This window comes from Reyranella sp. (assembly GCF_036558665.1).
Taxonomy (GTDB): domain Bacteria; phylum Pseudomonadota; class Alphaproteobacteria; order Reyranellales; family Reyranellaceae; genus Reyranella.
The window spans coordinates 42357-56771 of the sequence record NZ_DATBFE010000038.1 but is presented as its reverse complement, the minus strand read 5'-3'; the positions used below and the strand labels follow the sequence as shown (position 1 = coordinate 56771).

At 66.0% G+C, this 14415-nt stretch carries 11 protein-coding genes; 6 read left to right on the top strand and 5 right to left on the bottom strand.

All coding sequences use genetic code 11. From position 1 onward, the window contains the following. Positions 1-10: 10 nt before the first annotated feature. Positions 11-1252: a Bcr/CflA family multidrug efflux MFS transporter gene (locus VH499_RS05765; protein ID WP_332051742.1), complete on the top strand. Its 1242-nt coding sequence runs from the start codon at positions 11-13 to the stop codon at positions 1250-1252. Here the strand turns inward: VH499_RS05765 and VH499_RS05760 are convergent. The 4 genes from VH499_RS05760 to VH499_RS05745 form a co-directional block, all read right to left on the bottom strand. Beyond that, positions 1249-2037, bottom strand: coding sequence for a HEAT repeat domain-containing protein (locus VH499_RS05760; RefSeq protein ID WP_332051741.1), 789 nt, complete (start codon positions 2035-2037; stop codon positions 1249-1251). The two genes, VH499_RS05765 and VH499_RS05760, sit on opposite strands and share 4 nt — an antisense overlap. A 4-nt stretch (positions 2038-2041) precedes the next feature. Further along, complete coding sequence (locus VH499_RS05755) at positions 2042-3088, bottom strand: WD40 repeat domain-containing protein (RefSeq protein ID WP_332051740.1); 1047 nt, start codon at positions 3086-3088, stop codon at positions 2042-2044. A 4-nt stretch (positions 3089-3092) separates the two neighbouring features. Further along, complete coding sequence (locus VH499_RS05750) at positions 3093-4058, bottom strand: GTP-binding protein (protein ID WP_332051739.1); 966 nt, start codon at positions 4056-4058, stop codon at positions 3093-3095. A gap of 76 nt (positions 4059-4134) precedes the next feature. Next, on the bottom strand, positions 4135-5397 hold the full coding sequence (locus tag VH499_RS05745; RefSeq protein ID WP_332051738.1) for a UbiH/UbiF/VisC/COQ6 family ubiquinone biosynthesis hydroxylase: 1263 nt from the start codon (positions 5395-5397) through the stop codon (positions 4135-4137). Positions 5398-5703: 306 nt separating this feature from the next. Between VH499_RS05745 and VH499_RS05740 the strand changes: the two genes are divergently transcribed. The 3 genes from VH499_RS05740 to VH499_RS05730 all read left to right on the top strand — a co-directional run bounded on the left by VH499_RS05740 (position 5704) and on the right by VH499_RS05730 (position 7913). Then, positions 5704-6042, top strand: a complete 339-nt coding sequence (locus tag VH499_RS05740) for a P-II family nitrogen regulator (protein ID WP_332051737.1) — start codon at positions 5704-5706, stop codon at positions 6040-6042. 43 nt (positions 6043-6085) lie between these two features. Then, a complete protein-coding gene (locus VH499_RS05735; protein WP_414709750.1) occupies positions 6086-7396 on the top strand; it encodes an ammonium transporter in 1311 nt (436 codons plus the stop codon). A gap of 178 nt (positions 7397-7574) precedes the next feature. Next, complete coding sequence (locus VH499_RS05730) at positions 7575-7913, top strand: P-II family nitrogen regulator (RefSeq protein WP_332051736.1); 339 nt, start codon at positions 7575-7577, stop codon at positions 7911-7913. Positions 7914-7952: 39 nt separating this feature from the next. On the opposite strand, the gene VH499_RS05725 is transcribed toward VH499_RS05730, so the two are convergent. Further along, complete coding sequence (locus VH499_RS05725; protein ID WP_332051735.1) at positions 7953-10091, bottom strand: alpha-galactosidase; 2139 nt, start codon at positions 10089-10091, stop codon at positions 7953-7955. Between the two features lie 228 nt (positions 10092-10319). Here VH499_RS05725 and VH499_RS05720 point away from each other — a divergent pair, with 228 nt between their 5' ends. Then, positions 10320-11525 carry an aminotransferase class I/II-fold pyridoxal phosphate-dependent enzyme gene (locus tag VH499_RS05720; protein WP_332051734.1) on the top strand — a complete coding sequence of 402 codons (1206 nt, stop codon included), beginning with the start codon at positions 10320-10322 and terminating at the stop codon, positions 11523-11525. A 16-nt stretch (positions 11526-11541) separates the two neighbouring features. Continuing rightward, entirely contained in the window at positions 11542-14325 is a 2784-nt protein-coding gene (locus tag VH499_RS05715) for a DNA translocase FtsK (protein ID WP_332051733.1), read from the top strand. Positions 14326-14415 lie beyond the last annotated feature (90 nt).

Genomic DNA, 14415 nt, shown 5'->3' with positions numbered 1-14415 from the left:
AGCGCCCCCAATGACGACGCTTTCCGACTCCTCCATCGCGCCCGGGACCCGGCCGACCTTGACGCCGGTGCTGCTCGCGGTGCTCGCGCTCCTGTCGGCTTTCACGCCGCTGTCGATCGACATGTACCTGCCGGCCCTGCCGGTGATCGAGGACGACCTCGGGGCGAGCGTGGGCGATATCCAGCTCACCCTGTCGGCCTTCATGGTTGCCTTCGGCGTCGGCCAGATCTTCTACGGCCCCGCCGGCGACCGCTTTGGCCGGCGGCTGGTAATCTTGGGCGGCATCGCGATCTATGTGCTGGCGAGTGTCGGCTGCGCCTTTGCCGCCGCCGCCGGCCAGCTCGTCCTGTTGCGGCTACTGCAGGGCCTGTCCGCTTGCGGCGGCGTTGTGCTGGCCCGAACCATGGTGCGCGACCTGGCCGAGCGCGATCAGGCGGCGCGCGCCATGTCGCTCATGATGGCCTGCACTTCGATAGCGCCGATGCTGGCGCCGCTGGTCGGCGGGCAGATCCTGTGGTTCCTGGGCTGGCGCGCGATCTTCCTCATCCTGGCGGGCATCGGCGTGTTCGCCTGGACGGCGGCCTTTCTCCGGCTGCCCGAAACCCTGCGACCGGAATACCGCCAGCCCCTGGTCGTGTCGGCAATCCTCGAGCGCTTCGGCCAGCTGCTGCGTCACAAGGCGTTCATGGGCTATGCGTTCACGAGCTCGTTCCAGTTCGCTGCCCTGCTGTCGTTCCTCTCCGGTTCGCCCTTCGTGTTCATCGAGCGCTACGGCATCGAACCGCGGGTCTACGGTCTTCTGTTCGGCGGCATCGTCGTGTTCATGACCATCGGCAGTCTGCTCAATGCCAGGTTCGCGCCGGTGTTCGGCGCCGGCACGATCCTGCGCTACGCCGTGATCGTTCCAGCGATTGCCGGGCCGGCCGCATTGGTCCTCGGTCTGATCGAGGCGCGCTACGGTACGATCGGCGTGTGGCCGTTCTTCCTCTGCTTCGCGCCGCAGATCGCGACCATCAGCATGATCGGTCCCAACGCGACCGCCATGGCGCTTCAGCGCTATCCCCACATGGCGGGGACGGCCTCGTCCTTGATGGGCGTCATGCAGTTCGGCCTCGGCGCAATCTTTGGCGCCATTGTCGGCCAGACCTTCGATGGCACGATCGCGCCGATGACCACGGCCATGGGCATCGCGGGACTGCTCTGCTTCATGTTCCACCGCCTGATGGTGTCGCGCAGCGGCCGAATGGGCTAACGCTGCCTCGATTTCAGCGCGGCAAGAAGAGCCTTGGTGCCGATCGCGTCCTTCTCGCCGAGGCCGAGAAAGTCCTTGGCGGCGTCGATGAAGGGCGCCGGATCGGCGCGGCGCACGGACAATTCCTTGACCAGGAAAGGCAGCACGCGCGGGTCACGACGGCGAGCGAGGCCATGCAGCGCCTCGGCGCGCGTGATCTCGTCCTCGTCCTCGACGTGTTTCAGCAGTGCCTCGCGGATGCGCGGACCGTCGAGAGAAACCGTCTCGCCGATGCTGGTGGCCGCCCAGTCGCGCACCATCTCGGACGGATCCTCCAAAAGCTCGAGCAGGGCATGCACGGCGGCCGGCGACTCCGAGCCATAGAGCGCGAAGGCGACCGCATGACGGACCGCCTCCTCCCGATGTCCGCGTTGCCCGATGATCTCCGATTCGGCGCGTCTGAGGCGCAGATGGCCGAGTGCGAAGACTGCGGACACGAGTACGCCGGTGTTGGTCTCCTTTTTCAGGACGGCCAGCAGCGCGTCGCAGCATTCCTCGGGGAAAGTACGCTGGGGCATGCCAAGCTGGCCCAGGATGTCGGCGCCAAGAGCCCGCAGCCTGGCCTCGCGCGAGGCGCAGAGCGCGCGCCCGGCCTCGAGCACGTCTCGTGTGCCGCGTGCATGGAGGATCGAGAGCGCCGGATATTCGGTCTCCGCCTCGTCGCCTTGCTGTGCCTCGGCGAGCGCGGCCTTGACGAGTTCGGCGGTCGAGCGCGGATCGCGTCGCGGGTCGGGAGATCGGCTCATGGCATCATCGCTTGAGGTCGACGACCAACAGATCGCCGCGCTCATTGCCCGTCGCCAAACGAAGGCCGTCAGCCGACCAGGCGAGGCACGTGATCGCCGCACCGTCGGCCATCTTCAGAACGACCGAACGCTTGGTCCTGACGTCGCCGAGCTGCAGCTCGCCCGAGTCGTACCCGCCGGCCACGAACTCGGCCGTGGGATGGGCTGCCACGACGGTGATGAGACCGGCACCTTCCTCACCGAACTGAAGGGGCGGCTTGCCCTCGGGCCCCTTGCCGGCGAAGGGCCAGGCAGTGAACATCGGCTGGGACGACGTGTAGAGCCAGCGCGCATCGGCTGACCAGGAGAGTGATTTCACCTTCGCCGGATAGCCCTGCATGCGCATGTCGGTTGCCTGCGCCATGCGCCAGACATGGATGTCGTTCTCCTGCGTGCCGGTGGCGATGAATTTGCCGTCGGTGCTCCATTTCAACGCGACATGGCTGCCCGCCCAGGCGAAGCGGCGCGGTGGCAGGGTAGCGTTGCCGATGCTCCACACCGTGACGCCACCATAGTGCGCGCAGGCGATGCGGCTGCCGTCCTTGCTGAAGTCGAGATCGGCCACCGTGCTTTGGTGCGGTCCGAACTCGCGCAACTCGCCCGCCTTCGCCACCAGCGCCATCTTGCCGGCCGCAGCCGCCAGCGCCCCGCTCGCCCTGTGCGTGGCGATGTGGTCGATCCACCTGCCCTTCTGGGTCGCAAGCTCGGTCACCGTGCCGTCTGGGGCGAGCCGAAGGAGGCGGCCGTCGTCACCGCCGCTGACGAAGCCGTCGCCTGCCGGATCGGCCGCGAGCGCGAGGACGACACCCTCGTGCACGGGTTCTCCGGGGGCTGCAATTTCCGCTGCTGAAGGATCGGCCGGCACGAGGCGCACCCGCCCGTCCCCGAGGGCAAAAGCGACGGTGTCATCGGCGCGACTGAAGGCGCAGGCGGCGACAGGCGCATCGGCCGAAACCGTCCGCGATGGCGGCAAGGTCGAGCGCCAGGCCGGGTTCGCGAGATCGGGTTTCACGGCCCTACTTCAGGCAGTCCTGAAAGCCGCGCTTCAGGTTCTCGCCGTCGAGATTGCGGCCGATGAAGACGAGCTTGCTGGATCTCGTCTCGCCATTCTTCCAGGGTTGACCCCAGTCGGCATCCATCATCATGTGCACGCCCTGATAGACGTAGCGTCGCGGGGCGCCGTCGATCGCAAGAATCCCCTTGCTGCGGAAGATGTCGGGTCCCTTGATCTGCAGGAGAGCGCCCATCCATTTCTGGAACTTGTCGGGATCGACCGGACGGTCGGCGGTGAGACTGAGGCTCTTCACCTCCTCCTCGTGGTCGTGATCATGGCCGTGCTCGAGGAAGTCGGGCTCGAACTCCAGGATGCGCTTCAGGTCGAACGCGCCCTTGTCAAGAACGGCCTCGAGCTCGACCTTGCTCTTCTCGGTCCTGTGGATGCGGGCGTAGGGATTGATCGCCTTGATTCTGTCTTCGACCTTCTTGAGTTCGTCGGCGCTCACAAGGTCGGTCTTGTTCAACAGGATCACGTCGGCGAAGGCGACCTGCTCCTGAGCCTCGTCGCCCTGCTCGAGCTGGCCGAGGAAATGCTTGGCATCGACAACGGTGACGATGGCGTCCAGCCTCGTCCTGGCCTTCACGTCGTCGTCGGTGAAGAAGGTCTGCGCGACAGGACCGGGATCGGCAAGGCCGGTCGTTTCGACCAGGATGCCGTCGAACCTGTCCTTGCGCTTCATCAGCCCTTCGATGATGCGGATGAGATCGCCGCGCACGGTGCAGCAAATGCAGCCGTTGTTCATCTCGAACACTTCCTCGTCGGCATTGACCACGAGGTCGTTGTCGACTCCGAGCTCGCCGAACTCGTTCACGATCACTGCGTACTTCTTGCCGTGCTGCTCGCTCAGGATGCGATTCAGAAGTGTGGTCTTGCCGGCGCCGAGATAGCCGGTCAGCACCGTCACGGGCACTTGCGCTTGAGCCATGGTTTTCCTCGATATTTGGCCCTTGAGATAAGGTCTTCGCCGGGCCGGCGCAACTCCGGTGGCGTCCCCAGCCACCCTAGGGTTTTTCGCCGCGGATCAGCTTGGGCAGATCGCCAACCAGGCCCATGGCGTGGCGAAGGAAGAAGCGGCGCATCGGCGGCGTGCGATGGACGGCGGCGAGGCCGAGGTCGCGTGCGAGCCGGAGCGGCTTGATGTCGTTGGAGAAGAGGCGGTTCAGCAGATCGGTCGCCGCCACCATGGTGAAGTTGTCGGCCCGCCGCCATCGCGCGTAACGTTCCAGCGTGTCGGCAGCGCCAATATCGAGTCCGAGCCGCTTGGCCTCGATCAGGACCTCAACCAGCGCCGCGATATCTCGCACGCCGAGATTGTAGCCTTGGCCTGCGATCGGATGCAGGCCGTGCGCCGCGTCGCCCACCAGGACCAGGCGCTCCTCGACATAGCGTTCGGCATGCACGAGATGCAGCGGGTACCACCAGCGCGGCCCGACCGTTCCGACCTTGCCCAGGAAATCGCCGAAGCGGCGGGCGAACTCGGCCTGGAAGCGTGGCACATCGAGCTCGAGGAGGCGTCGTGCGATGCTCGCGCGCTCGGTCCAGACGATCGACGAGCGATGCTCGCCCGCCTCGCTGTCGCGCATCGGCAGAATGGCAAAGGGCCCGCCGGGCAGAAACTTCTCCTGGGCGACGCCGCGATGCGGCAATTCGTGGCGCGCCACCAGGACGAGCGCGATCTGGTTGTAGGACCAGGCGCGCGCGCCAATGCCCGCTTCCTCGCGCATCGTGCCCTGACGCCCTTCGGCCGAGGCGACCAACCGCGCGACGAGGCGGCGGCCGCTCCCCAGGGCGATGTCGACCTTGTCGGCGCTTCGTGTCGTCTCGAGCACCTGGTCGGGCGCCACCAGCTCGACCGAAGGGCAGGCGGCGATCCGGCGCAACAGCGCCCTGCGCAGGTAGCGGTTTTCGACGATCCATCCCATCGCGGCAGCCGCCGGGGCCTCGCCTGTGTCGGCTTCGCGATGGTCGAAGTGGAGAAAGAAGGGGCTCGCGCGGCCGTCGGTTGCGGCATCGGAGATACGGATATCGAGGATCGGTTCAGCCAGATCGGCCACGTCGGCCCAGACGCCCAGCACCTGGAAGAGACGCTGACTGGTGAAGGCGATCGCCGTGGTGCGCCCGTCGAACCCCGCCTCGGTCATCGATTTCAAGGCCAGGCGGTCGATCAGGGCTGTTCGCAGACCAGCCTCGCCGGCGGCCAGGGCGAGGAGGCTGCCGCTCAGACCGGCTCCCACGATCGCGAGGTCGAAGCGTTCGCTGTCCATGCCTGTTTCATGGCAGCGCGACAGTCGGGCGGCAAGCCTGCCACCGACCAATCGTCACCGTAAGGCGTCAGATCGGAGTTTGATGAGGATGTCGCCGGCCATCGTGAGCTGCGAGCTGTTGATGGCGCCAATGTCGACGATCTTCAACAGGTCGTTGATCTGATACAGCGCATACTGGGCGATACAGCTGTGGGCAATCGACTTGGCAGTGATACCTGAAGCGAGTTTTACGTTTCTGGCACGGGATTTGCTTTTTATGCTGCTGCGATTAGGGGGCGACGGCGCCGCCGTTGGAGGACAACCGGAATGAAAATGGTCGTGGCGATCTTCAAGCCGTTCAAGCTGGACGAAGTGCGCGATGCGCTGACTCTTCTCGGCATCCAGGGATTGACGGTGAGCGAGGTGAAGGGATTCGGCCGGCAGAAGGGCCAGACCGAGATCTATCGCGGCGCCGAATACGCCGTGAGCTTCCTGCCCAAGGTCAAGATCGAGGTCGTCATCGAGGACGGCCTGGTCGAGCGCGCCGTCGAGGCGATTCGCAAGGCGGCGGGAACCGAGAAGATCGGTGACGGCAAGATCTTCGTCTTTCCGATCGAGCAGGCGATCCGCATCCGAACCGGGGAGTCGGGCGTCGAGGCGCTCTGACCGGCCATTTCAGCAACAAACGCAAAAATCCGAGGGAAGATCGATGACACGTACGTCTAGTTCCGCTCTTGCCGGCCTGGGGGCCGCCGGCCTGCTGCTTCTGCCGGCTCTGGCGCTGGCTGCCGACGGCAAGCCCAAGCTCGATACCGGCGACACCGCATGGATGCTGACCTCGACGGCGCTTGTCCTCATGATGACCGTTCCGGGCGTGGCACTGTTCTACGGAGGGATGGTGCGCAAGAAGAACGTGCTGGCGACGGTGATGCAGAGCTTCGCCGTGACCTGTCTGGTGACCGTCCTGTGGATGATGATCACCTACAGCCTCGCCTTCACACCGGGCAGCGCCGTTATCGGCGGCACGAGTCGCCTCTTCCTGGCCGGCATGGGGCTGGACGCCGTGAACGACCTCGCCAAGACGATTCCCGAATCGGTGTTCATGACCTTCCAGATGACCTTCGCCATCATCACACCGGCGCTGATCGCGGGTGCCTTCGCCGAACGCATGAAGTTTTCGGCCCTGATGTGGTTCATGGCGCTGTGGGCGATCTTCGTCTATGCCCCGATCGCGCACTGGGTCTGGGGCGGCGGCTTCCTGGGCGACTGGGGCGTGCTCGATTTCGCGGGTGGCACGGTCGTGCACATCAACGCCGGCGTCGCGGGCCTCGTTTGCGCCCTCGTGCTGGGCAAGCGCAAGGGCTACGGCATCGACAACATGGCGCCGCACAACCTCGTGCTGAGCGTGATCGGCGCGTCGCTGCTGTGGGTCGGCTGGTTCGGCTTCAACGCCGGCTCGGCCGTGAGCGCGAGCGCCAATGCGGGCATGGCCATGGCAGTGACGCAGATCGCCACCGCGGCGGCGGCGCTCGGCTGGATGTTCGCCGAATGGCTGGCGCGCGGCAAGCCATCGGTCCTCGGCATCGTCTCGGGAGCTGTCGCGGGGCTCGTGGCCATCACACCGGCCTCCGGCTTCGTCAATCCGATCGGCGGTCTGGTGATCGGCATCGCCGCCGGCGTCGTCTGCTTCTGGTCGGCGACCAGCCTCAAGAGGGCGCTGGGCTACGACGACTCGCTCGATGCGTTCGGCGTGCATGGCGTGGGCGGCTTCCTCGGCGCCATCCTGACCGGGGTCTTCGCGGTCGAGGCGGTCGGCGGCGAGGGCAAAAAAGGCCTGATCGACGGCAATGCCGGCCAGGTTCTGACCCAGCTCTGGGGCTGCCTGGTGACGATCGCCTGGTGTGCCGTCGCCACGTTCATCATCCTCAAGGTCATCGATGCGATGATCGGCTTGCGCGTCACCGCCGAGGAGGAAGTGGAAGGCCTCGACATCAACCTTCACGGAGAGACGGTGCACTGAGCGGCCGCCTCTGCGAATTCGGGGACTCGCTCCTCCCGCGTTCCCGATCCGCTGCCACCTTGGGCGGCGAACCCTCCAGCCGGCGGCACAGCCGCCGGTTTTTTCTGCGACAGCGAATTTGACGGCGGCGTGATCGCACGCCACTCTCCGGCCCTTCGCTGGGTCGGGAGAAGAGGCGATGAAACTTGTGTCCGCCATCATCAAGCCGTTCAAGCTGGACGACGTGCGAGATGCGCTGACCGGCGTCGGCGTGTCAGGGCTTACGGTGAGCGAGGTCAAGGGCTTTGGCCGCCAGAAGGGACAGACAGAGATCTATCGCGGCGCCGAATATCTCGTGAGCTTCCTGCCCAAGGTGAAGATCGACATCGTGGTCGACGACTCGCAGGTCGAACGTGCCGTGGAGGCAATCCAGAAGGCTGCCCACACCGGCAAGATCGGTGACGGCAAGATCTTCGTCACCGCGGTGGAGCAGGCCGTGCGAATTCGTACCGGCGAGCAGGGTTCCAACGCGCTTTAGGCACAGGCAGCGGGTCCGGTAGCCGCCGGGCGCCGGCGGTCAGCCGTTCCGAACCTCGACGAGGCAGAGCGCCGACCGGAAGGTCTGGTCGAGGACAATGGTCAGGCCGGCATCGAGTTCGGCCCCGCTCGCAGTGCTTTGCGCGTCGCCCTGAAACGACAGACGATAGCGTTGATCCCTGTGCAGCCCGCGCAGGCGGAACACGTGCGAAGCGTGCGGGCCGGCCAATCGGAAGGCAAACAGCACGCCCTGCAGGCCGTCCTTGGCGACATACCAGATCGCGGCCCAGTCGCCATTTCCATTGGACGGCGGCGGCGCAGTGAGGGCGTATCGGTCGCCGTGGTGGATGATGGCGCGAATGCTTTCCCTGTAGATGGCGACATGCGCGGCGGCTGTGGCGAGATCGGCCTCCGGCCAGCGATGGATCGGCGCGCTGATGCCGAACGCCCCGAGCATCGCCACGCGCAATCGGAACGCGAGGTCGCCGCGTGGATCAACGAGCGGCGGCGGCTGGTCGGGCTTCTCGCTGCCGCCTGGCCAGTCGATCAGCCAGTCGTTGCACACGATGGCGGGGTGGGCGAGCTGGGTGCCGAAATGGATCGCCAGCTTGCGCAAGGCGCCGGCCTGGTCACTCATCCAGTTGACGTGGGCGTGGGACAAGATTCCACCATCCAATCGGCCGCCGCCGCCTGCGCACATCTCCAGGATCAGGTCGGGAAATGCCGCGCAGATCGCATCCTGCAGCCGATAGAGACCGTCGTAATGAGCAACCAGCGGCGCCTGCCCGGTCAGTGTTTCAGGGAGCGATGGCGCCCATCCGCCCGCGTCGAGATCGGAATTGAAATCCCATTTCATCCAGTCGACGCCGATGACACGCAACAGCCGGGAAATCCGCTCGAAGACATGCTGCCACGCGGCGGGAACGCCGAGATTGATGACGGCGCGTTCGTTGGCGGGCGGGGGCTTGCCATCGATATGATGCATCCATTCGGGATGATTGTGCCGGACGGAGGAGGTCGGGCCGGCGACTTCGGGCTCGAACCAGAGGCCGAAGCCCAGCCCGGCTTCGCGGCAATGCGCCGAGATCTCCCTCAGGCCGTTCGGGAACCGCTGGCGGCTGACGCGCCAGTCGCCCGTCCGGTAGTCCCATTCGGCGTCCGACTCGCCATTCTCGTCGCGATACCAGCCGGCATCGACGACGAAAGTCTCGCAGCCGAGCTGCTTCACGATGGGCACGAGCGGGACGAGCGCTTCCGCCGAAGGCTCGCCGAGAAATGGATACCAGCTGTTGAACTGTACCGGGATCGCCCGCTCGGGATCGGGACGGCGCGCCCGCCGATAGTCATGGAGCCGGCGGGTCGCGTTGCCGAGCGGACCGTCGAACCGCCCGAACAGCACGGTCGGCAGGTCCAGGCTGCGGCCGGCGGTCAGGCGGTGTCGGAATTGCCAGTTGTTGAAGCCGCCGGACAGGGTCGCGCCTTCGCTGTCCGGGGCGACGTGCAGCATCCAGTTCCCTGACCAGAGGATCTGGCAGACGTAGTGCGCCGAGCGCGTCTTGAGAGCGACGTAGGGTTGAAACTCGAAACCTGTCTTTCCGGTTCGGCTCTCGAGCGTGATCGCACCCTGGGCAGGATCGGCGCGGACGATGTCGGCTTCCTGCAGCCATTCTCCGGTGAGGTAGATGATCTGTTCAATCGGCTCATAGATCGAGACCAGGAACGCGAAGGTGCTCTGGATGTCGATCTCGCGCGGGCCGCCGGTGTGGCGCAGCACGGTGCGCCGGGTGAGGAAGCCGGTCAGTGCATCGAGCTCGAACGAGACGACCGCCTGCAACGGTTGACCGACAGCCTTGAGGGTGATCATGCGCGTCGCCGCATTGGCTTCGGCCCACGAGGCGACCGCCCATGAGATGGGCCGCTTGGTCGGGCCGAGGCTCACCATGGATGCGCCCTCCCTGGCAGCGAGTTCGTACGGCGCGTTTGGCGCGCTCGCCGGGGTAAAGCAGTCGACCGCGAGGACCGGCCCCTTGAGGCTGATTTCGTAACGATGACCCGGAGCGACCAGGATTGCCGGGTCCTCGGCCGAGGTCCCTTGGGCAAGGGCGGATCCGCGGAAAGCCGTCATCGCCTCCGCTCCGCCGAAGGCGGCTCCCGCGACGAGAAGATCCCTTCGCTTCACTCCGCCGCTCCTCGCCCTGGAATTCCTCGATTACTTCAGCGTGATCTGCCCAAAGCTGCAACCAAAGGCCTTCGTCAAGTCCGACCAATTGCCTCAAGAACCAAGGCTATTGCCTTGTTGTTAAAGACTAATCCGTCAAATACAATGCGTTGTTCGTCGAGCCGGACTGGTCCCTCCCCGCCGGTTCGTTGTCGTCGGCCGGCTGTTCGGCCCATTGGAAAGGTCTTGATGTTCAATCCGCGCCTCACCGAGACGCTGACTGATTTTCCGTTCGCGCGGCTGAACGCCCTCCTCGGTCCAATCGCGCCGCCGGCGCATCTTTCGCTGATCAACATGTCGGTGGGCGAACCCCAAGGGGCAATGCCGAGCTTCGCTCGTCAGATCGTAGCCGACGAGATCGAGGGATGGAACAAGTACCCGCCCAACCAGGGCCTCCCCGATCTCAATCTCGCGATCTGCGAATGGCTGACGCGCCGCTACAAGCTGCCCCAGGGGCTGCTCGATCCCGCGCGGCACGTCCATCCAACAGCCGGCAGCAAGGAAGGGGTCTACATCATCTCCACCGTCGCGACGCCGCACCAGAAGGGTGGCGACAAGCCGGTGGTCGCGCTGCCGAACCCGTTCTACCAGGCCTATCTCGGCGGCGCCGTGCTTTCAGGGGCCGAGCCACTGCTGGTGAACGCCAACGCCTCGAACGGCTTCCTGCCGGACTACGAAGGCCTCGACGAGGCGACCTGGCGTCGCCTGTCCGTCGTCTATCTCTGCTCGCCGGCAAACCCACAGGGAGCGATAGCCGGCATGGATTATCTACAGAAGCTGATCCGTCTCTGCCGCAAGCACGATGCCGTGCTCGCGGTCGACGAATGCTATGCCGAGATCTACACAGGAGATGCGCCGGTTGGCGCCCTGCAGGCAGCGCTCGCCATGGATGAGACCGGCGGCGAGGATCCGTTCCGCAATCTCGCCGTCTTCCATTCGCTGTCCAAGCGCTCCAATGCGGCGGGCCTGCGCTCCGGCTTCGTCGCGGGCGATCCCGGCCTCGTCGCCATGGTGCTGCGCTGGCGCACCTATGGCGGCCCGCAGATTCCCTTCGCCGTCCAGAAGGCGTCGGCTGCACTGTGGCGGGAGGAGACCCATCCGATAGAAACGCGTGAATGGTACCGCCGGAATTTCCGCGTCGCCGAGCAGATCCTGCACAACCGCTTCGGCTACTTCACGCCGGGCGGCGGCTTTTTTCTCTGGCTCGACGTCGGCGACGGCGAAGCGGCGACCCGCAGGCTGTGGGGCGAGGCGCATGTCAAGGTGTTGCCCGGCGCCTATGTCTGCCGCGAGACCGACGGCATCAATGCGGCCAGGCGCTACATACGCGTGGCGCTCGTTCACGACGAGAAGACCACGCGCGAGGGGCTGGGCCGCCTCGCTTCGGTGCTGTAGGCGGCGGGCAGGGACCATGGCCATCATGGGTATCGGCTCGGCAATGCAGCACAAGATCGCGATCCTGCCGGAAGGCGGGCGCGATTTCCTGCACCGCCGCTTGATGGAGCTTACGGGCCTCGGCCTCGCGGCTCTTGGCGTGATGCTGCTGATGGCGGTCTTTACCTTCAGCAACGCCGACCCGTCGCTCAATCACGCAACGGGCAATCCGCCGAACAATCTTTTGGGCCTGTCCGGGGCCTATGTGTCGGACCTGCTCCTGCAGACGTTCGGGCTCGCGATCGTGCTGGTGCCGATCGCGATGATCACCTGGGGTGTCCGTCTGGTGCGTACGCATCATCTCGGCTTCTTTGGTCTGCGTCTGTCGCTCTTGCTGTTGGCATTGCTGATGATGAGCGTGGCCTGCATCGGCCTTGGCGACGTCGGTGGCGCAGCGACCCATGCCGGGCCCGGCGGCCTGGTCGGATTGGCGCTGGTCGGCCGCTTCCGCGAATTCGTGCTGAGCCATTCGAGCGGCGGCAGCCTCGCCCTGATCGAGCCGGGCTGTGCGGCGCTTGCCTTCATCGCCATGGCGCCGGCGCTCGGCATGAATCGCACCGATCTGCCGCTGATCTTCCGCATCCTGCGCGCGCCCTTCCTGGGTGCCGTGTGGCTGATGCGGGCGGCGGTTGGCCTGTGGCGCGGGCGGCCCGAGCCGCTCGATGACTACGGTGAGCCTCCGGCGCCGGAGATTGGCTATGCCGAAATCCCCGGCGAGATCGACGCCAGCCAGTACGATCCGTCTCGCTTCGAGCAGATTCCCGAGGAAGGCCAGGCGTTGCCGCCGCGCGATTCGCTGATGGTCGACGCGCCTCATTCACCGATCGAACGGCCGCCACCTGCCATTCCGACGGCGCCTGTGGCGCTCCATCCCGCGCCGCCCCCCGCGCTTGACCCGGCGAGCCCCGAGTCGCTGGTCGAGCGCACCCTGTTCGATCGCCTGGCGGGTGGCTTTCGCATCGAGCCGATCCTGGGTCGCCTGCGTTCCGTCGGGCCGCCGTCGCTGCCGGCGCGTGCCGAGCCGCCGACCGAAGTGGTTCGATTTGCTCCCTCGCCGGCGGATTCTGAGGAGGAGGCCGAAGCGCAGGAGGGCGACAATCCGTTTGCGCCGGATGCCGTGCTGGCCGAACAGCAGGCGGGACCGGCGGCACCGGGCGTGACGATCGTGCCGCGCAAGTCGGCCGCGGCGCAGGGCAGGCGTGCGGCGAAGGTCGGCCAGCGCGAGCTCGATCTCGGCGTCGGGCAATACGAGCTGCCGCCGCTCGACATCCTGTCGCTGCCGCCGCGCATATCGACCGAGACCAAGATCGACGAAAGCGCGCTCGAGCAGAATGCGCGCCTGCTGGAGACGGTCCTGGAGGATTTCGGCGTCAAGGGCCAGATCGTGAAGGTGAGGCCCGGCCCGGTCGTGACGCTCTACGAGCTCGAGCCGGCGCCCGGCACCAAGTCGAGCCGCGTGATCGGTCTTGCCGACGATATTGCGCGCTCGATGAGCGCCGTCTCGACGCGCGTCGCCACCGTGCCCGGCCGCAATGTGATCGGCATCGAGCTGCCCAATGCACGGCGCGAGACCGTATATTTGCGCGAGCTGCTCTCGACGCGCCACTATGAGGACAGCCGGCTCAATCTCCCGCTGGCGCTGGGCAAGGATATTGGCGGCGACCCGGTGATTGCCGATCTTGCGCGCATGCCGCATCTGCTGATCGGCGGCACCACGGGCTCGGGCAAGTCGGTAGCGGTGAACACGATGATCCTGTCGCTGCTCTACAGGCTGCCGCCGGACCGCTGCCGCTTCATCATGATCGATCCCAAGATGCTGGAACTCAGCGTCTATCAGGACATTCCACATCTGCTCACGCCGGTCGTCACAGAGCCACGCAAGGCGATCGTGGCGCTGAAGTGGGTGGTGCGCGAGATGGAGGACCGCTACCGCGCCATGAGCTCGCTCGGTGTGCGCAACATCGCGGGCTACAACGAGCGGCTGAGCGAGGCGGCGCGCAAGGGCCAGGCGCTCACCCGCAAGGTCCAGACCGGCATCGACCCGGAGACGCGTCGGCCGACATTCGAGGAGGAAGAGATCGACACCACGCCGCTGCCCTTCATCGTGGTCATCATCGACGAGATGGCCGACCTGATGCTGGTCGCGGGCAAGGAGATCGAGGCGGCGGTGCAGCGTCTCGCGCAGATGGCGCGCGCCGCCGGCATTCATGTCGTCATGGCGACGCAACGCCCCTCGGTCGATGTCATCACCGGCACCATCAAGGCCAACTTTCCGACCCGCATCTCGTTCCAGGTCACGTCGAAGATCGACAGCCGCACGATTCTGGGCGAGCAGGGGGGCGAGCAGCTCCTGGGCCAGGGCGACATGCTCTACATGGCCGGCGGCGGCAAGATCGCGCGTGTGCACGGGCCGTTCGTGAGCGACAACGAGGTCGAGGAGGTGGTGCGCCATCTGCGTGCCCAGGGGACGCCGGCTTACATCGAATCGGTTACCGACGATCCCGAGGGCGAGGAGGGGGGCACGGGCTTCCCGGGCGAGAGCGAGGACGGCGAAAGCGACCAGCTTTACGACCAGGCGATCGCCCTCGTCGCGCGCGAACGCAAATGCAGCACCAGTTTCATCCAGCGCTACCTGCAGATCGGCTACAACCGCGCCGCGCGGATCGTCGAGCGCATGGAGCGCGAGGGCGTGGTGAGTGCCGCCAACCACGTCGGCAAGCGCGAGGTTCTGGCGCGCGATATCGACGACCGCACGCGCTGATATTCTTCGTTTTCTTCCCCTTGGCGAGCCAAGGGGAAGTGTCGCCGTCATACGGCGACGATGGGGTCATGACTCCTCCCTCCGCTTCGC